17 protein-coding genes are annotated in these 16,512 nt (G+C 66.5%); 3 read left to right on the forward strand and 14 right to left on the reverse strand.

The genetic code is table 11. The features are described 5' to 3' along the window. Nucleotides 1-13: 13 nt before the first annotated feature. The 11 genes from rlmH to rpmB form a co-directional block, all read right to left on the reverse strand. On the reverse strand, nucleotides 14-472 hold the full coding sequence (gene rlmH / locus AUL38_RS03975) for a 23S rRNA (pseudouridine(1915)-N(3))-methyltransferase RlmH (RefSeq protein WP_201023676.1): 459 nt from the start codon (nucleotides 470-472) through the stop codon (nucleotides 14-16). A gap of 40 nt (nucleotides 473-512) precedes the next feature. Then, complete coding sequence (locus tag AUL38_RS03980; RefSeq protein WP_059059402.1) at nucleotides 513-1,742, reverse strand: pyridoxal phosphate-dependent aminotransferase; 1,230 nt, start codon at nucleotides 1,740-1,742, stop codon at nucleotides 513-515. Between the two features lie 225 nt (nucleotides 1,743-1,967). Next, entirely contained in the window at nucleotides 1,968-2,810 is an 843-nt protein-coding gene (locus tag AUL38_RS03985) for a hypothetical protein (RefSeq protein WP_059059403.1), read from the reverse strand. Beyond that, the gene (locus tag AUL38_RS03990) at nucleotides 2,807-3,511 is read right to left on the reverse strand and encodes a response regulator transcription factor (RefSeq protein ID WP_059059404.1); all 705 of its coding nucleotides are present in this window, start codon (nucleotides 3,509-3,511) and stop codon (nucleotides 2,807-2,809) included. Before AUL38_RS03990 ends, AUL38_RS03985 begins: the two co-directional genes overlap by 4 nt. Then, nucleotides 3,499-4,797 (reverse strand): sensor histidine kinase, encoded by a 1,299-nt coding sequence (locus AUL38_RS03995; RefSeq protein WP_059059405.1) that lies wholly within the window; start codon nucleotides 4,795-4,797, stop codon nucleotides 3,499-3,501. The genes AUL38_RS03990 and AUL38_RS03995 overlap by 13 nt, the downstream gene beginning before the upstream one ends. A gap of 126 nt (nucleotides 4,798-4,923) precedes the next feature. Beyond that, a complete protein-coding gene (locus AUL38_RS04000; RefSeq protein ID WP_059059406.1) occupies nucleotides 4,924-6,792 on the reverse strand; it encodes an ABC transporter ATP-binding protein in 1,869 nt (622 codons plus the stop codon). Between the two features lie 76 nt (nucleotides 6,793-6,868). Continuing rightward, nucleotides 6,869-8,290, reverse strand: coding sequence for a DHA2 family efflux MFS transporter permease subunit (locus tag AUL38_RS04005; RefSeq protein ID WP_059059495.1), 1,422 nt, complete (start codon nucleotides 8,288-8,290; stop codon nucleotides 6,869-6,871). Between the two features lie 153 nt (nucleotides 8,291-8,443). Then, on the reverse strand, nucleotides 8,444-8,722 hold the full coding sequence (locus tag AUL38_RS04010; protein WP_042544305.1) for an HU family DNA-binding protein: 279 nt from the start codon (nucleotides 8,720-8,722) through the stop codon (nucleotides 8,444-8,446). A gap of 273 nt (nucleotides 8,723-8,995) precedes the next feature. Next, nucleotides 8,996-9,301 carry a 30S ribosomal protein S14 gene (rpsN, locus tag AUL38_RS04015; RefSeq protein WP_042544304.1) on the reverse strand — a complete coding sequence of 102 codons (306 nt, stop codon included), beginning with the start codon at nucleotides 9,299-9,301 and terminating at the stop codon, nucleotides 8,996-8,998. A 2-nt stretch (nucleotides 9,302-9,303) separates the two neighbouring features. Then, nucleotides 9,304-9,471 carry a 50S ribosomal protein L33 gene (gene rpmG / locus AUL38_RS04020; RefSeq protein ID WP_017792805.1) on the reverse strand — a complete coding sequence of 56 codons (168 nt, stop codon included), beginning with the start codon at nucleotides 9,469-9,471 and terminating at the stop codon, nucleotides 9,304-9,306. Then, on the reverse strand, nucleotides 9,471-9,707 hold the full coding sequence (gene rpmB / locus AUL38_RS04025) for a 50S ribosomal protein L28 (RefSeq protein ID WP_059059407.1): 237 nt from the start codon (nucleotides 9,705-9,707) through the stop codon (nucleotides 9,471-9,473). The genes rpmG and rpmB overlap by 1 nt, the downstream gene beginning before the upstream one ends. 372 nt (nucleotides 9,708-10,079) lie before the next feature. On the opposite strand from rpmB, the gene AUL38_RS04030 reads away from it, so the two are divergent. Continuing rightward, on the forward strand, nucleotides 10,080-11,030 hold the full coding sequence (locus tag AUL38_RS04030; RefSeq protein ID WP_369795293.1) for a rhodanese-related sulfurtransferase: 951 nt from the start codon (nucleotides 10,080-10,082) through the stop codon (nucleotides 11,028-11,030). Nucleotides 11,031-11,108: 78 nt separating this feature from the next. Here the strand turns inward: AUL38_RS04030 and AUL38_RS04035 are convergent, their stop codons facing one another. Both AUL38_RS04035 and AUL38_RS04040 read right to left on the reverse strand, forming a co-directional pair. After that, nucleotides 11,109-12,236: an ABC transporter permease gene (locus AUL38_RS04035; RefSeq protein ID WP_083506566.1), complete on the reverse strand. Its 1,128-nt coding sequence runs from the start codon at nucleotides 12,234-12,236 to the stop codon at nucleotides 11,109-11,111. Beyond that, nucleotides 12,233-13,132 carry an ABC transporter ATP-binding protein gene (locus AUL38_RS04040; RefSeq protein WP_059059408.1) on the reverse strand — a complete coding sequence of 300 codons (900 nt, stop codon included), beginning with the start codon at nucleotides 13,130-13,132 and terminating at the stop codon, nucleotides 12,233-12,235. The genes AUL38_RS04035 and AUL38_RS04040 overlap by 4 nt, the downstream gene beginning before the upstream one ends. A 146-nt stretch (nucleotides 13,133-13,278) precedes the next feature. Here AUL38_RS04040 and AUL38_RS04045 point away from each other — a divergent pair, with 146 nt between their 5' ends. Beyond that, a complete protein-coding gene (locus tag AUL38_RS04045; protein ID WP_083506567.1) occupies nucleotides 13,279-14,622 on the forward strand; it encodes a sensor histidine kinase in 1,344 nt (447 codons plus the stop codon). Then, nucleotides 14,619-15,323: a response regulator transcription factor gene (locus tag AUL38_RS04050; protein WP_059059409.1), complete on the forward strand. Its 705-nt coding sequence runs from the start codon at nucleotides 14,619-14,621 to the stop codon at nucleotides 15,321-15,323. Before AUL38_RS04045 ends, AUL38_RS04050 begins: the two co-directional genes overlap by 4 nt. Before the next feature lie 24 nt (nucleotides 15,324-15,347). On the opposite strand, the gene AUL38_RS04055 is transcribed toward AUL38_RS04050, so the two are convergent. Then, nucleotides 15,348-16,403, reverse strand: a complete 1,056-nt coding sequence (locus tag AUL38_RS04055) for a biliverdin-producing heme oxygenase (RefSeq protein WP_235590604.1) — start codon at nucleotides 16,401-16,403, stop codon at nucleotides 15,348-15,350. Nucleotides 16,404-16,512 lie beyond the last annotated feature (109 nt).

Genomic DNA, 16,512 nt, shown 5'->3' on the forward strand with positions numbered 1-16,512 from the left:
CAGCTCCAACCGCTTACACGTGGTGGTACGGGCGCCCGCCCGCGATCTCCTGCGCACGGTACAGCTGTTCGGCAAGGATGAGTCGCACGAGCTGGTGGGGGAACACGAGCTTCGAGAGACTCCACTGAAAGTCTGCGCGCCCCCGCACCCGATCGTCGACGCCGTAGGCGCCGCCGATCACGATCACCATGGGCTTTCCGGCGTCGAAGGCGGACTGGAGTCTCGCGGCGAGCGCGGGCGAGTCAACGTTCGTGCCGCGCTCGTCGAGCAGCACGAGGAACGCATCGCGATCCACTTTCTGCAGGATTCGCTCCGACTCCTCCGCTCGCGCGCTGTCGCCCTCGCGTGCGGAGTGCGACAGCAGCTGCCAGGACACGTCGAAGGGTTTACGCAGCCGCTTTTCGTAGCGATCGATGCCATCGGTCACCCAGTTCTCGTGCTTCTTCCCGACCGCGAGAATCTTGATGCTCACCGTGTTTGCCCCGTTCTGGCCGCGCGGTGCGCGCCCACGACTACGCTACCCGCACGGTATCGAGGTGCTCGGCGATACGACCGATCGCCTCTGCAAGCACGGTGACCTCCGGGAGTGTGACGAAGCGCAGGTGGTCTGGCGTCGGGAGGTTGAACCCACGGCCGTTGGTCACGAGCACGCGGGTCGCACGGAGAAGATCGATAACGAAGGCCTGATCGTCAGCGATGGGGTACATGGTGGGGTCGAGCCGCGGGAACAGGTACATCGCGCCACCCGGCAGCTCGCAGCTCACGCCTGGGATCGCGGTGAGTAGCCGGTGCGCGGTGTTGCGTTGTTCGAGGAGCCTGCCGCCGGGGGCGCAGAGCGCATCGATCGACGACTCGATGCCGAGCGCCACCGGAATCGCGTACTGCGCTGGCGCGTTCGAGCACATCCGCATGTTCGCAAGCAGTGTGAGCCCTTCGAGGAAGTCCGCGGCGCGCGCCAGGTTCCCCGAGGCAACCAACCAGCCAGCCCGGTATCCGGCAACGCGCTGCGCCTTCGAGAGCCCGCTGAACGTCAGGCAGAGCGTTTCGGTGACGTGCAGTGCGGCGTGCTCGTGATTCACCCCGTCGTAGAGGATCCGATCGTAGATCTCGTCGGCCATGAGCACGAGCCCGTGCCGTTCGGCGATCGCCGCGAAGCCGCGCACGAGCTCTGGCGAGTACACCGCGCCCGTCGGGTTGTTCGGGTTGATGAGCACGATGCCACGGGTCTCCGGAGTGATGAGCGACTCGATCTCGGCGAGGTCTGGCATCCAGCCGTTCGATTCGTCGCACGGGTAGTGCACGGCTTTCCCACCCTGCAGCGTGACCTGCGCAGTCCACAGCGGGTAGTCGGGGGCCGGCACGAGGATCTCGTCGCCCCGGCTCACGAGCGCCTGCAGCACGAGCGAGATGAGCTCGCTCACCCCGTTACCGAGGAAGACGTTGTCCGGGGTGACACCCGCAACACCGATCCCGGTGTAGTGCTCGGCGACCGCCTCGCGGGCCGGGAGGATCCCGCGGGAGTCGGTGTAGCCCTGTGCGTGCGGGAGCGCGTCCCGCATCGCGTCGACGATCTCGGGTGGCGCTTCGAAGCCGAACGGCGCCGGATTGCCGATGTTGAGCTTCAGGATCTGCTCGCCCGCGCGTTCGAGCCGCTCCGCTTCCTGGAGGATCGGCCCGCGCACGTCGTAGCGCACGCCGGCGAGCTTATTGGACTGGGTTATCTGTCGCGTCGTCGAGCTCACGGGGCGAGTTTACTCCCGTGTGTCTGTGCGATGCTGCGCACGCAGCGCCGAAACGGGTGGGTGATGGCGCGAGGCAGGACGGCAGGCAGACCTTCTTCCCCACTGCCCCGAGTTATCTAGTCTGAGCCTTGTGCAGCCCAAACAAAGCTCATACAGGAAAAATCGGGGCAGTGGGGATGGAGCAGGGGCAGGGGCACAGGGGCAGGCCGGGGCCCACGGGGTGGCTTAGCGTGTCTCGGAGAGCGTGATGTCGCCGAGGTCCACCTTCGCGGAAATCCGGTTGGGGGCACCGGGAGCCGTGTTGAGCTCGTTGTCGAGGCTTCCCGATGCGCGCGCGGGGGTCACGTCATAGATGCCAGCCGGCACTGCGAGATCGATCGATCCAGCACTCACCTTGAGGGTCACATCGCGCGGCGGATCCCCCTTGAGGACGAGCGCGAGGTCTCCGAGCGAGACCTCGGCATTTACGGTGGCTGCGCCAGTAATCTCGCCCTCGAACGTGCCCATTCCGATGACGAGGTCAAGGTCCGTTGCCGTGCCGCTGATGAAGGCATCGCCCGCGTCAACCTGCACATCGAGCTCACCGAAGGTGCCGTCTGTCCTGACGCTGCCGACGCCGATCGTGATGTCTGCGTCGAGGGCTTGCGTCGCGAATGCGCGCGGCAGCGTGAGGGTTGCCGTCACCTGCTGCCCGCGCGTCGACGGGCAGACGCCGAAGAAGCAGAATCCTGAGTTGGCGTTTGGGGCGCGCACCACGAGTTCATCCCCGTCTCGGCCGAACTGCCACCGCTCGGCGGAGCCACCGGTCGCCGTCAGCGTCGCTTCAGTGACGCTGCCGTATTCGAGCCGGAGGTCGGCGACGCCAACGTTCAGGTCCAGGCCGGTGATTCCGGTGGCGTCAACGGGCGCCAGTGCGCTTGCCTGCGTGGTGAGGGCATCGGCCCGCTGCGAGGACGCTGCCATCGCAAACGCGGCAGAGGCGCCGAGCCCGAGCAGAACAACACCGCCAACGACGGCGGTCGCAATCGCGATGCCCCGCCGTCCGGAGGTGGGTGGGTTCGTAGTCATCGTGCGGTTCCTGTCTCTGGAAAGTTCGGTGTCTGGGGCGGCCGCGGCACGCCCCCGGTGCTCTGCAGGTGCGCGATCGCGGCGAGCACCCGGCGGTTACCGGACTCGGCCTGTTCAAGCTCAAGTTTTTGAAAGATTGCGGTGATGTGTTTCTCGATGCTGGCCTCCGAGAGGAAAAGCAGTGCGGCGATCGCCTGGTTCGACCGCCCCTCAGCAAGCGCCGCGAGCACCGTACGTTCGCGGGCAGTGAGCCGCTCCATCCGGGTGTCGCTACTGCGCCGGGTGAGCAGCTGCGCGACGACCTCCGGATCGAGGACAGTCGCCCCGCCCGCGACGCGCTCGAGGGTCTCCACGAAGTCGGTGACGTCGGCGACACGATCCTTCAGCAGGTACCCGAAGGCACCGCCCTGCCCGACGATGAGTTCGTTCGCGTACTGCTCCTCAACGTACTGCGACAGTACGAGCACCGGCAGCTGCGGGTGCGCCGCCCGGAGCTCGAGTGCGAGCTTGATACCCTCGTCGGTGAACGTCGGCGGCATCCGCACGTCGAGGATGCACAGATCGGGCGTCTCGCGCGCAACCGCTTCGCTGACGCCAACGGTATCGGCGAAGGCCCCCGCAATCTCGTGGCCCGAGTGTTCGAGCAGTCGCACGAGGCCCTCGCGCAGCAGCACAGAGTCCTCGCAGATCAGGATGCGCATGGGATGCCCACCTCCAGGGATGTCGGGCCGCCAAGCGGACTGTCGAGCCGGAATGTACCGCCGGCTGCGAGCACGCGGTTCGTGATGCCGTCGAGGCCGCCGCCTGGCAGCACACGTGCGCCACCGGCACCGTTGTCCTCGACCCGCGCCCACAGTGTCGTGCGGTCACGAAGCCGGACGGTGACGCGGAGTTCGCTCGCCCGTGAATGCTTCGCGGCGTTCGTGAGCGATTCGGCGATGACAAAGTACACGGCAGTCTCGGCCTCCCGGCTGCACCGTGCGGCGAGCTGCACATCGAGTGCGACCGGAATATGGGATCGGCCGGCGAGCGCCGAGAGCGCCGCGTCGAGGCCGCGATCCTCGAGCACTGACGGGTGGATGCCACGCGCGAGCTGTCGCAGCTCAGTAATGGCCGCCTTCGTCGAGGTGTGCGCCTCGGCGATGAGCGCCTTCGCGCCATCCGGATCGGACTCGATCTGCTGCTGGGCAAGCCCGAGCGTCATACCCACCGACACGAGCCGGGGTTGCACGCCGTCATGCAGGTCACGTTCGAGGCGGGTGCGCTCCACGTCCGCGGCTCGCACGGCGCCAGCGCGCTGCTGCTCGGCGATCCGCGCGGCGTCCTGCAACTGGGCGGCCTCGGCACCCGCGCCGGCGATCCAGATCGTGATGAGCCGATGGAGTAGCGCGATCCCCACCATGGCCGCCACGCTGAGCACCGCAATCCCGAGGTACACGAGCGGATGCAGCGCACTGTACTGCGCGATAAACAGTGGGCCCAGTGCGGGGTGGTACTCGACGGACCGCCCACCAGCGCTCAGCCCCGTAGCCGCCAACCCCCAGACCGCGTTCTGCGCACACGCAATGAGGACGAGGCCGAGGAGCCCCGCGACCGTGAAGCTCGCGATCCCCTGCCACATGCGCGCATCAATGACCTGCGCACCGAGCGTGCGGAGGAACCCGCCGAGCCCCGCACCGCGCTGGGGAGCCGTGCGCAGGCTTGGGCCGTCGAGGGCGTACAGCCCGTTCACCCGCTCGATCTCGAACCAGGCGATGCCGAATAAGACATAGACGAGTGCGACGAGGAAGAGCAAGCCGATCCCGAAGACGAGCGTGAGCCCGAGGCCCACACCGAGCAGCACCATGGTGAGCGCGAAAACGAGTGATCCGAAGAGCCCGAGGGTCACGAGATGCAGGATGGTCGTGCCGATGCGTAGAGGCGGGCGCGGGCGCGCGGGTGTGGCCGGTCCTGCGGTCACAGCTTGGGATCCCAGTGGGTTGCTCATGCTTCTACGTTAGAGCCCGCTGCGCACCCGCGGCACCAGGGTGACCCGAGACCCGTATTCGGGTTTTCCCTACCCGCGCGGGTGCGGCCGGGCCGGCAGCTCCGCGCGGGAGCGTCGCCCGCCCGCTCAGCTCTGCTGCGCGTACAACTCCGCGTAGGATCCGCCGAGCGCGAGCAGTTCTTGGTGCGTGCCCTGCTCGAGGATCTGCCCCGCGCCGAGCACGAAGATGCGGTCTGCGCCTTCGACGGTGGAGAGCCGGTGCGCGATCGCGATCGTCGTGCGCCCCGCACGGGCATCATCGAGAGCTCGCTGCACGATCCGCTCGTTCACGGTGTCGAGCGCGCTCGTCGCCTCATCGAGCACGAGCACGCGCGGGTTCTTCAGCAGGACGCGCGCGATCGCAATGCGCTGCTTCTCGCCGCCGGAGAGCCGGTAGCCGCGCTCGCCGACGATCGTGTCGTAGCCGCCAGCGAACGAGTCGATCGTGTCGTGGATGTTCGCGAGCTTCGCCGCAGTGACGAGCTCCTCGTCAGTCGCGTCGGGCTTTGCGTAGCGCAGGTTGTCGCCGATCGACGCGTGGAATAGGTACGGCTCCTGCGTGACGACGCCGATACGATCCATGAGCGCCTCTTGCTTGAGGTCGCGCACGTCGACGCCACCATAGCTCACCGAGCCGTCACGCACGTCGTACAACCGCGGGATGAGCGAACCGATGGTGGTCTTCCCCGAACCGGATGCACCGACGAACGCGACGAACTCGCCCGGCTCAATGGTGAACGAGACGTGGTCGATCGTCGGCCGGTCATCTGGCCCGGCGTCCGGGTACGCGAAGACGACGTCGTCGAAGACGATCCGGCCCGCTTCTCCCGCAGCTTCGGAAGGCTCGAGCGCGCCCGGTTTGTCGACGATCTGCGGCTTCAGGTCGATGTACTCGAAGATGCGCGCAAACAGCGCGCTCGAGGTCTGGAGGTCGAGCGCGACGCGCATGAGCGCCATGAGCGGGAACAGCAACCGCGATTGGATCGTGGTAAACGCCACGATGGTACCGGCGGTGATGCCCGCGTCGAGCCCCTGCCCTGTCGCCCGGACGATGAGCCAGCCGCTCACGAGGTAGACGATCGCTGGCACGGCGGAGAGGAAAACGTTCACGAGCGCGAAGAACACCTGCCCGCTCATCGCCTGCTTCACCTGCAGCGACACCTGCGTGGTGTTCTCGTTGGCGTAGCGTTCGGTCTCTGCGGTCTGCCGCGAGTAGGTTTTCGCGAGCAGCACGCCCGACACCGACAGCGCCTCCTGCGTGATCGCGCTCATCTCGGAGAGCGACTCCTGCGTCTTGCCCGCGATGCGGGCGCGCACCTGGCCGACCCGGCGCTGCGCGATGACGAGCACTGGCATGAGGATCACGGCGATGATGGTGAGCTTCCAGCTCAACAGGATCATCGCGACCGCCGCCGCAATCACGGTCACCGTGTTGCCGATCACGTTCGACACGGTGTTCGTGAGCACGTTCGCGACGCCGCCGACGTCGTTCTGCAGGCGAGACTGGATGATGCCGGTCTTCGTGCGAGTGAAGAAGCCAAGTTCCATCGACTGCAGGTGGGAGAAGAGCTTCACGCGCAGGTCACCCATGACGCGGTTACCGACACGGGCGGTGAAGTAGGTCTGCACGATCCCGAGCAGCGCGGAGATGATGAACACCGCGATCATCGCGCCGACGAGCCATGCAAGGACGGGCATGTTCGGCCCGCCGCCCGCGACGGGAAAGAGCCCCTCGTCAAAGACGCGCTGCGTGATGAGCGGCGGCATGATGCCGAGCGCGGCTGAGAACAGCACGAGCACGACGATAACGCCGAGTGGACCCTTGTAGGGCTTGAACAGCTCGGCGATGCGCGCGCCCAAGCGATCCACCTTTGGGGCGGCCTCGTTTAGTTTGCGCTGGGCGGCGAAGTCGCCGCCAGACACCCGTCCCCCGCGGCCACCGCCGCCTCCACCCATGCTCATGTCATGAGCGTACCGGGCGGCGGGGACAACCGGGCGGCTGTCCGCCACCCCCGCTCACCCGTGTCGGCCGTTAGGCGGCCTTGACCGGCGGTACCTCGACGCGCACGGGCCCCGTGCGGGGCGGCCGCGGAGCGAACGCGAGGGTCAGCGCCGCACCCACCGCGATCGCGGCGACCGGGAGGAGCAGCGACTGCCCCATCGCTGCGGCGAAGCCCTCCTGGACCGCTGCGGGAAGTTGCCCGCCGCCCATCCCCGCTGCGTCACCGTCGCCGAGTTCGGCGGCAAGGCGCGATGCCATCAGCGCCGTGATCGACGCGGAGCCGAGCACGGCACCCACCTGGCGGCTCGTGTTGTACACGCCAGAACCCGCGCCGGCGAGGTCCATTGGGAGGTTGAACGTCGTGATTGCTGACAGCGGACCCCACATGCAGGCGTTTGCGACGCCAAGCACCGCGCTCGGGATGAGCAGCAGCCAAATCGGAGTATCGGGCTGCAGCAGGACGAAGTAGAGGAGCATGCCAGCGGCGAGGAGCAGCAACCCAACGGTTGCGATCCGGCGGGGATCCCCGCGATCGATGAGGATCCCGATCGGGCGGGCCATCCCCGCCGAAATCACCGCCATCGGTACCAGCATGAGCGCGGACTGCGTCGGGGTGAGACCTCGCACCAACTGGAAGAAGAACATCAGCGGCATGCTCATGCTCGTGACCGCAAATCCGACGGTGACGATCGCTGAGGTTCCGACCGAGAAGTTGCGGTCACGGAAGATCCGCAGCGGCAGCAGTGGCTCGCCGCGCTGCACGTGCTGCCACCAGACAAACAGACCGAGCACGACGAGCCCGACGCCGATGAGCAGCCAGACCGAGATCGGGCCCCAGATCTGGCCCCAGTTGAAGTTCTCACCCTCCTGAATGCCGAAGACCACGAGGAACATTCCGACCGCGCTGAGCACTACCCCGAGCCAGTCGAGTCGGTGCGCGTGCGTCTCGAGTCGCGGAACGTACTTGAGTGCGAGCACGAAGCCGACAATCGCGACCGGCACGTTGATGAAGAAGATCCACTCCCAGCCCACTGCGTCGATGAGGAATCCACCGAGGATCGGGCCGACGAGCGTGGCAACACCGGCCGTGATCCCCCAGACTGCCATCGCCTGGCCGCGCTCCCGCGGCGCGAAAATGCGAGTGATGACGGCCATGGTCTGCGGGGTCATGAGCGCAGCACCAAAGCCCTGGAAGACGCGCGCGACGACGAGCATCTCGATCGTCGGCGACAGCCCGCACGCGAGCGAGGAGAGCGCGAACACGGTGAGCCCGATGAGGTACACGCGACGCGGGCCGAAGCGGTCGCCGAGCCTGCCCGTGATGAGCAGCGGCACCGCGTAGGCAAGCAGATAGGCGCTTGTGGCCCAGAGGGTCGCCGTCATATCAGTGTTGAGGCTCTTCATGATCGTCGGGTTCGCCACCGAGACGATGGTCGTGTCAACGAGGATCATGAAGAAACCGAGGACGAGTGTCCAGAGCGCTGCCCAGGGGCGGATCTCTGCGGGATCAGTAAATTTCTTGGGCACCGGACTAGCTTACGCTGCGCACGGAAACACGAAACCCCCGGGCAGCAACAGCCGCACGGGGGTTTCGAGAAATGAAAGCTACTTCACGGCAGCCTTGAGCTTCGAGCCAACCGAAACCTTGACGCGCTTGCCAGCGGGGATGTCAATGGTCTCACCGGTGCGCGGGTTGCGGCCGGTGCGAGCAGCGGTGGTCGCCGTCTCGAACGAGAGCCAGCCGGGGATCGAAACCTTCTCGCCTGCGGCGACGGTCTCGGAAACAGCTGCGAACAGGCCGTCAAGCACGTTCGAAACTGCAGCCTGGCTCTGGCCAGTCTCAGCGGCGATCTTTGCGACGAGCTCGGTCTTGTTGAGTGCCATGTTGTGTCCTTTCAGGGCGGTGACCGATAGATGGCCGGCCCCTGATCTATTCGGGGTGTCACCTCCGCTAAGAGGTTCCGATCAGTTTGATCGGTATGAATCTACCCTACGTTTGCCGAAAAGCGGCGCGATTACGCGGATTTCTTCGGACTGCGTGTCGGTTTCGCTGTCGGTGAACGACCGCGGGCGAACGCAGAGAGGGGCGGGGAGGATCATTTCTGATCCCACCCGCCCCTCTCAGTGAAGCGTTGCTACTGGCTCAGCAGCAGGTGCTTACCAGCTCGACTTGGTGATACCGGGCAGCTCGCCACGGTGTGCCATGTCGCGGAAGCGAACACGCGAAACGCCGTACTTCGTCAGCACGCCACGGGGGCGGCCGTCGATGACGTCGCGGCTCCGCACGCGTACGGGCGACGCGTTACGGGGCAGCTTCTGCAGGCCCACACGAGCAGCCTCGCGGCTCTCGTCGGTGCCGTTGGGGTCGATGAGCGCCTTCTTGAGCTCGAGACGCTTTTCAGCGTAACGCGCAACAATCGCCTGGCGCTGCTTGTTCTTCGCAATCATGCTCTTCTTAGCCATGCTTAGCGCTCCTCTCGGAAGTCAACGTGCTTACGGACAACCGGATCGTACTTCTTGAGCACGAGGCGGTCGGGGGTGTTGCGACGGTTCTTGCGGGTCACGTAGGTGAACCCGGTTCCTGCCGTCGACTTCAGCTTGATGATCGGACGTACGTCCTTGTCCTTAGCCATTAGAACTTCACCCCGCGCTTCTTGAGGTCAGAGACCACTGCCTCGATGCCACGTGCATCGATGACCTTGATGCCCTTCACCGAAAGGGTGAGGGTCACCTTGCGGCCGAGTGACGGCACAAAGTAAGTCTTCTTCTGGATATTCGGATCGAACCGACGCTTGGTGCGACGGTGCGAGTGTGAAATGTTGTGTCCGAAGCCGGGAACGGCGCCGGTCACCTGGCACACTGCTGCCATGATGTTTCCTCTCATACCGTGAGACCGGACGGCCTCACCCAAGATTTCTTGTCTGCGAGATCCTGCCGAGGCACTCCTCAACAAACGGTTCCCGCGGTACATGCACTGGGACGGCGCACGACCAAGGGTTAAGCTTACGGGTTTTGTGCCGTTCGCGCAACGCCCGAGCGTTGCGCTGCTGACTGGCTGGCTGGCTGGCGGCCGGGCTGACTGGCTGACTGGCTGCCGGGCTGAGGGCCGCCCTCACCGCTCCTCTCCCCCTCGTGTAATCTCTTCCGACCCTTGTACAGGCCGAATAGGGCTCAGTTCCAATAAAACGGGTGAGAGAGGAGCGCGGAAGGCGCAGCGCCCCGCCCAGCTCGAGGCCGTACCATGGGAAGCGTGAGCCACCCCAAGATTCTCCTGTACTACGCGTTTGCCCCCGTGAGTGATCCCGAGGCGGTGCGGCTGTGGCAGCGCGAGCTCTGCGAGTCGCTTGGCCTGCGCGGCCGCATCATCATCTCCGAGCACGGCATCAACGGCACCGTCGGTGGCGAGATCGACGCGTGCAAGCAGTACCTCAAGCGCACGCGCGAGTACGGGCCGTTCTCAGGCCTCGACGTGAAGTGGAGTGAGGGCACCGGCTTCGATGCGGTCGCACCGACCACCCTCAAGGGCGTCGATCGCAGCGTCCCTTGGCAGGCAATCTCAGATTTCCCGAAGCTCAGCGTGAAGGTGCGCGACGAGCTCGTTGCCTTCGGCATCCCCGAGGAGACGGTCGTCGACGAGACTGGTGTTGTCGGCGGCGGCACCCATCTCTCGCCCGAAAAGGTGAACGAGCTCGTTGCGGAACGCGGCGACGATGTCGTGTTCTTCGACGGCCGCAACGCGTGGGAGGCCGACATCGGCCGCTTCAAGGGCGCTGTCGTTCCCGACGTGAAGACCACACACGACTTCATCGCGCAGATCGAGTCCGGCGCCTTCGACGACATCAAGGGCAAGCCGATCGTCACCTACTGCACGGGCGGGATCCGCTGCGAGATCCTCTCCGCGGCGATGGTTGCGCGCGGATTCGAAGAGGTCTACCAGATCGACGGCGGTATCGTCCGTTACGGCGAAGCCTTCGGCAACGACGGCCTCTGGGAGGGCTCGCTCGCGGTGTTCGACGGTCGCGAGGCGATGGACTTCGCGCCGGGCGCTTCGGTCATCGGCCGCTGCACGGTGTGCAGTACCGCGACCTCACACCTCGTCGACTGCGCGGAAAACTCCTGCCGTACGCGCTTCGTCGCGTGCGCCAGCCACGACGCCCCGCGCTGCGACGCGCACGCGCTCACGACCGCATAACGATCGAACGGAAGAGACACAGACGAAGCGCCCGGAGGAGTTCCTCCGGGCGCTTCGTTGTTGGTGCTGCGTCAGCGGCTATCCCTTGATCGCCTCTGAGAACTTCACGCGGGCACCGGTCTTCATGATCGAGTTTTCGTAGATGCGCGATCCCAGCCATAGCGCGACCGCGATCGACACGATGAGCACGCCGAGCGACACGATCGGCTCCCACCACGCCGCATCTCCGAAGTACAGCCGCATCGGCATCGCGGTCGGCGCCGAGAACGGCACGTAGCTCATGATCGCGAGCACCTGCGGGTTGTCGAAGAAGAAGATAATGAGGAAGAACGGCGCCATCACGAGCAGCATCACCGGGCTCGACACCGAGCCGATGTCCTCCTGCCGTGACACGAGCGCCGCACTCGCCGCGTACATCCCCGCGACGAGCACGAAGCCGAAGGCAAAGAGAATGGCGAACCAGATGAGCGCGGTGCCAAGCTCCCCGAGCAGGATGTCTTGGCCGGTCGCGAGCATGCCGACGGCGGCGAGCGCGACGGTCGCGACCACCATGCCCAGCGCGAGGATGCTGTTGCCGAGGATCTTGCCGGCGAGCAGCGTGCGCGCCGAGATCGTCGCGAGCAGGATCTCGACAATGCGCGTCTGCTTCTCTTCGACGACGCTCTGCGCGATCGTCATACCGAAGGTCATTGCGGTCATGTAGAACACCATGCCGAAGCCCATCGCGATGAGGTAGCCGAGCAGGTAGCTCGTCTCGCTCGGGTCGAGCAGCTCGATCGCGGGGGCCGCCGACAGCGCCTGGAGCACGTCGGTCGGCGGGTTGTCGTTCGCGATGACGGTCAGCCCAACGGGGGTGTCCCCTCCCTCCACGATTGCGGCATCAACATCGCCGTCGCGAACGAGCTGTTCGGCAGCGGCGCGGTCGGCGACTGCGCTCACCTCAAAGCCGTCGCCCAGCTCAGCCTGCGCTCCCGCCACCACGGCGACCTTCGTGTCCGAGCTGCCGAAGCCGCCCTGCGATACGAGCCCGCCGATGACGACGCCGGCGAGCACGACGATGAGGAGGATCGCGTTCGAAATCACGAACGCCTTGCTCTTCAGCCGCGTCATGATCTCGCGCTCGGCGACGATCCACGCCCCCTGCGCTGGGCTGAGCTGGCGGTGCGTCGCGCTCGGGCGAAGCGAGTGGGTCTGTGGTGCGCTCACTGGATGACCTCCCTAAAGATCTGTGCGAGAGACGGGGTAACGGGGGCGAAACTCCGCACGACGGTGTCGCTGAGCTGCACGGCGTGCGCGAGCACGGCCTGCGCCGCCTCGTCGCTGTCGGCCTCGAACCGTGCGAAGCCGCCGTCGAGGTGCGTCACCGAGACGCCCGGTTGCTCGCGCACCCAGCCGGCGTCGGCTGCGGATCCGGCAAGGTCGAGCTCGAACACGCGGCCAGCATGCTCGGCACGCAGCCCCTCGCGGGAGCCCTGCGCGCGGATCTTGCCGCCGCCGATGACGACAACGTCGTCGCAGAGGCGCTCAACAATGTCGAGCTGGTGCGAGGAGAACAAGACCGGAGCGCCCTGGGCCGCGTAGTCCTGCAGCACGCCGAGGACAACCTCAACCGCCATCGGGTCGAGGCCTGAGAACGGCTCATCGAGCACGAGGGCAATCGGTTCGTGTACGAGTGCGGCGGCGATCTGCGCGCGCTGCTGGTTGCCGAGCGACAGGCTCTCAAGGTGATCACCCGCGCGCTCGCCGAGCCCGAGTCGGTCGAGCAGCCCGGTTGCCGAAGCTTTAGCGTCGGCCGTGGACATGCCGTGCAGGCGGCCGAGATAGATGAGCTGATCGAGCACCGCCATCTTCGGGTACAGGCCGCGCTCCTCCGGCATGTAGCCGAAGCGTGATCGATCCCCCGCGGTGAGCGGCTGACCGTTCAGGCTCACCGTGCCGCTGTCGGCCGCGAGCACTCCGAGAATAATGCGCATCGTCGTGGTCTTGCCGGCACCGTTCGCGCCCACGAAGCCCGTCATGCGCCCACTCTCGACGCGGAAGTTCACGTCGTCGAGCACCGTACGGTCGCCGAAGCTGCGGGAGATTCCTGCAATGTCGATCATGTTGCTCCTTTCGTTGCCTCAAGGCTAAGACGCCAACCGCCCCGCGCACCTCCCCCGCACGACGGAACCGCCTCCGCCGCTCGGCCGGTTTCGCTCCGCCCCGCGGTGGAAGCACCCAGGCCTGGCGAGCGCCTACGCTTACAGATATGAGAGTGCCCTTGCTGACTGCGGCCCCTGCCTGGGCGAGGCCCCGGCCCGACGCGGACGGCCGCCGCTTTGACGTGCTGCTCGCGGTCGTGCTCGCGGTCGGCGCGACGACCACCTCGCTGCTGTACGCGCGCACCGGCATGTACGGCAGCACGCCGGAACTGTGGGTGTGGATCCTCGGCCTCGCACTCGCCACGCTGCCGCTCGCGCTGCGCCGGGTGGCGCCGATCCCCGTCATGCTGGTGGTCGCAGTCGGGTTCTTCGTGTGCGGGCAGTTCGGCGTCCCCGAGGTGCTCATCGTGAACATTTGCCTGTTCATCGCGATTTACACGGTGACCGCGTGGGAGCCGCGCCGCGCGCTCGCCACGTGGATGGTGCTCGGCGTCACCTGCGCGATGCTTGTCTGGCTCGTCATCTCACTCACCCTCGCGTCGTCCGCAGACGAGATGGATGAGGTCTTTCCAGGGATGCGCTCCGGGATTTTTTCGGCGTATGCGACATTCGCCGTAATCCAGATCATCACGAACCTCTTGTACTTCGGCGGCGCGATCGCCTTCGGGCAGCGCGCCTGGCTCGCCGCGCGCACGCAGGCGAAGCTCGAGGCACAGGGCAAGGAACTCGAACTCGAGCGCCAAACGAGTGCGGCGCAGGCCGTCGCGCTCGACCGCATCGCCGTCGCCCGCGAGCTCCACGACGTCGTCGCCCACCACGTCTCCGTGATGGGGATCCAGGCGGCCGCAGCACGGCGCACCCTGGAACGCGATCCCGCCACCGCGGCGACTGCGCTGGAGATCGTCGAGGAGAGCGCACACACGACCGTCGCGGAACTGCGCGGGCTCGTGCACACCCTCCGCACCCCCGAGAATGAGGGAAGCTCGAGCACCATCGGCATCGCGCAGATCCCGCTGCTCGTCGCCGAGTCGCAGCGAGCGGGCACCCCGACGACCTTCATCGTTGCGGGCGAGGCACGGCCCGTGCCGCTACTCGTCGACGTCGCGCTGTACCGCATCGTCCAGGAGGCGCTCACGAACGTGCGCAAGCACGCGGGGCGCGGAGCGGAGGCCGTCGTGCGGCTGCGGTTCGCAAGTGACGCCATCGAGGTCGAGGTGAGCGACGACGGCATGGCCCGCCGCCTCACCGGCGCCGGCGAACTCGCCTCGGGCGTCCCGTCTGGCAGGGCCGGGCTGGGGCTGCGCGGCATGCGTGAGAGGATCGGCGCGGTCGGCGGCAGCGTGTCAGCCGGACGGCGCGAACGCGAAGGATTTATGGTGCGCGCCCGGGTCCCGCTCGCCGAGCGCGCGGAACCCCCAACACCCCCACGAGCAGAACGGACTCAGCCGTGACAATTCGCGTGCTCCTCGCAGACGACCAGGCGCTCGTGCGCTCAGGGTTTCGCATCATCCTCGAGTCCGAGCCCGACATCGAGGTGGTCGGAGAGGCCGAGAACGGCGCGCAGGCGGTCGAGCTTGCGGCACAGCTCAGCCCAGACGTCATCTGCATGGACGTCGAGATGCCCGAGATGAACGGCATCGAGGCTTCCAGGCGGATCCTCACAGCCCCCACCCCGGGTACAGCGATTCTCGTGCTCACAACGTTTGGACACGACGCGTACCTCTTCGATGCCCTCGCAGCCGGCGTCAGCGGGTTTCTGCTGAAAACCTCGCGGGCGGAGCAACTCATCGACGCTGTCCGGGTGATCGCGCGCGGCGGATCACTGCTCGGCCCAGAGGTCACCGGGGCGGTACTCAGCCGTGTCCGTGGCGCTGGAGCAGCAGCCGACACCGGCACCGACAGCGCTGCGGCCACCGGCGAGTCCCTCACGCAGCCAGGCGGCGCGCTCGATGAGGCTATCGATGCCGCCGGGCTCACCCCGCGCGAGCGCGCGGTGCTACTCATGCTCGCGAAGGGGCACACCAACGCGGAGATCGCCGGCAAGCTATTCCTCGGCGAGGCGACAGTCAAAACCCACGTCTCGAATGTGCTGCAGAAACTCGCCGTTCGTGATCGGCTGCAGGCCGTCGTGTGGGCGCACACCCGCGGCTAGGCGGGCGGGCGCTGGGCCGTTACGTTAGGCTGCGGCCTTCAGCTCGGCAAGATCCACGAACACCGCGGTGTTGAAGGCATACGCTGCGCGCACCTCTTCGATCATGCGCTGCTGCTCTCCCTCGTCGAGGGTTTCGCCGAGGGCATCGAGGCCGTCGCGGTAGTTCTCCTTGAACGCCTTCAGGTCGCCCAGTGACGCGAAGTCATAGAACGCGACCCCTGCGCCGTCGAAACCGTGCTGACGAGCAACGCGCCGCGCAATGATCTGCCCACCAGAGAGGTCACCGAGGTACCGGGTGTAGTGGTGCGCGATGATGCCAGGCAGCCAGCCCTCTGCAGCGACCTCGCGGATGCGGGCCGCGTACGCTGCCGATGCGGGAACGGGGCGAATCTCGTCGCGCCAGTTCGCGCCGAGGAGATGCTCAAGGTCGACCTCGAGCGTGCCGAGCCGCACGAGTGCTGCAGGGTGCAGGCCGGCGTACGCCGGGTCGGATGCAAGCTGCGTCGCCGCCTCCTCGAGCGCCTCGTACATGAAGAAATGCTGAGCGACGAGGTCGATGTAATCCTGCTTCGAGGCGACACCACGCATGATGTCTTCCATGAAGTTCGCGCCCTCGCTGCTCGAATGATCGGACCACGAGCTCTCGCGGACGACGCGGGAGAACGGCTTCGGGCCGTCCGCCGCTTCTTCGGCCGCGTGCGGGTTGTGGCCGTGCGGGCTGCTTCCGGCGTGCGGGTGTGCCTCGCCGTGCGCGTGGCCGTGGGCGGCGGCCTCGGCCGGCTCGTGTTCGTCGCGCGCGGGCACGCCAAGTGTCGCGCATGCCGCCTTGTACAGTTCGACGACCTGACGGCGAACCTGTGGCCGGTCAGCGATCGGCGCACCCGGCCAGTCGACCCGGAGCTCGTGCTCACCGGCTGCATCGGTGACTCGCCAGACGCCTGCCTGTTCGTCAAGGCCGGTCATGGTGCTCGCAGTTGCGTTGGGGTAGCCAAACGCCTTCGCGATGAGCAGATTGTCATCGAGATGGTCGTCGTTCATGTGGCCCGTAACGGCAGCGATCACTGCGGCATCAAAATTCATCACATCTTTCATTCTACGCTCCCGGCACGCTCAGCGACACTGGGAGTCGCACAGAGTATCATCGAGAGATTCGTGCTCCCGCGCGCCTGCGGGTCGAGATTGGCGGTTT

It is taken from the genome of Leucobacter sp. G161 (assembly GCF_001482305.1).
In the GTDB taxonomy this organism is placed as follows: Bacteria; Actinomycetota; Actinomycetes; order Actinomycetales; family Microbacteriaceae; genus Leucobacter.

What these genes read in the sequence shown, in the direction of transcription:
- AUL38_RS03985 (WP_059059403.1), bottom strand. Translation starts at nt 2,810, where the DNA reads ATGACTACGAACCCACCCACCTCCGGACGGCGGGGCATCGCGATTGCG.
- AUL38_RS03990 (WP_059059404.1), bottom strand. Translation starts at nt 3,511, where the DNA reads ATGCGCATCCTGATCTGCGAGGACTCTGTGCTGCTGCGCGAGGGCCTC.
- AUL38_RS03995 (WP_059059405.1), bottom strand. Translation starts at nt 4,797, where the DNA reads ATGAGCAACCCACTGGGATCCCAAGCTGTGACCGCAGGACCGGCCACA.
- AUL38_RS04000 (WP_059059406.1), bottom strand. Translation starts at nt 6,792, where the DNA reads ATGGGTGGAGGCGGCGGTGGCCGCGGGGGACGGGTGTCTGGCGGCGAC.
- AUL38_RS04005 (WP_059059495.1), bottom strand. Translation starts at nt 8,290, where the DNA reads ATGATCCTCGTTGACACGACCATCGTCTCGGTGGCGAACCCGACGATC.
- AUL38_RS04010 (WP_042544305.1), bottom strand. Translation starts at nt 8,722, where the DNA reads ATGGCACTCAACAAGACCGAGCTCGTCGCAAAGATCGCCGCTGAGACT.
- rpsN (WP_042544304.1), bottom strand. Translation starts at nt 9,301, where the DNA reads ATGGCTAAGAAGAGCATGATTGCGAAGAACAAGCAGCGCCAGGCGATT.
- rpmG (WP_017792805.1), bottom strand. Translation starts at nt 9,471, where the DNA reads ATGGCTAAGGACAAGGACGTACGTCCGATCATCAAGCTGAAGTCGACG.
- rpmB (WP_059059407.1), bottom strand. Translation starts at nt 9,707, where the DNA reads ATGGCAGCAGTGTGCCAGGTGACCGGCGCCGTTCCCGGCTTCGGACAC.
- AUL38_RS04030 (WP_369795293.1), top strand. Translation starts at nt 10,080, where the DNA reads ATGGGAAGCGTGAGCCACCCCAAGATTCTCCTGTACTACGCGTTTGCC.
- AUL38_RS04040 (WP_059059408.1), bottom strand. Translation starts at nt 13,132, where the DNA reads ATGATCGACATTGCAGGAATCTCCCGCAGCTTCGGCGACCGTACGGTG.
- AUL38_RS04045 (WP_083506567.1), top strand. Translation starts at nt 13,279, where the DNA reads ATGAGAGTGCCCTTGCTGACTGCGGCCCCTGCCTGGGCGAGGCCCCGG.
- AUL38_RS04055 (WP_235590604.1), bottom strand. Translation starts at nt 16,403, where the DNA reads ATGAATTTTGATGCCGCAGTGATCGCTGCCGTTACGGGCCACATGAAC.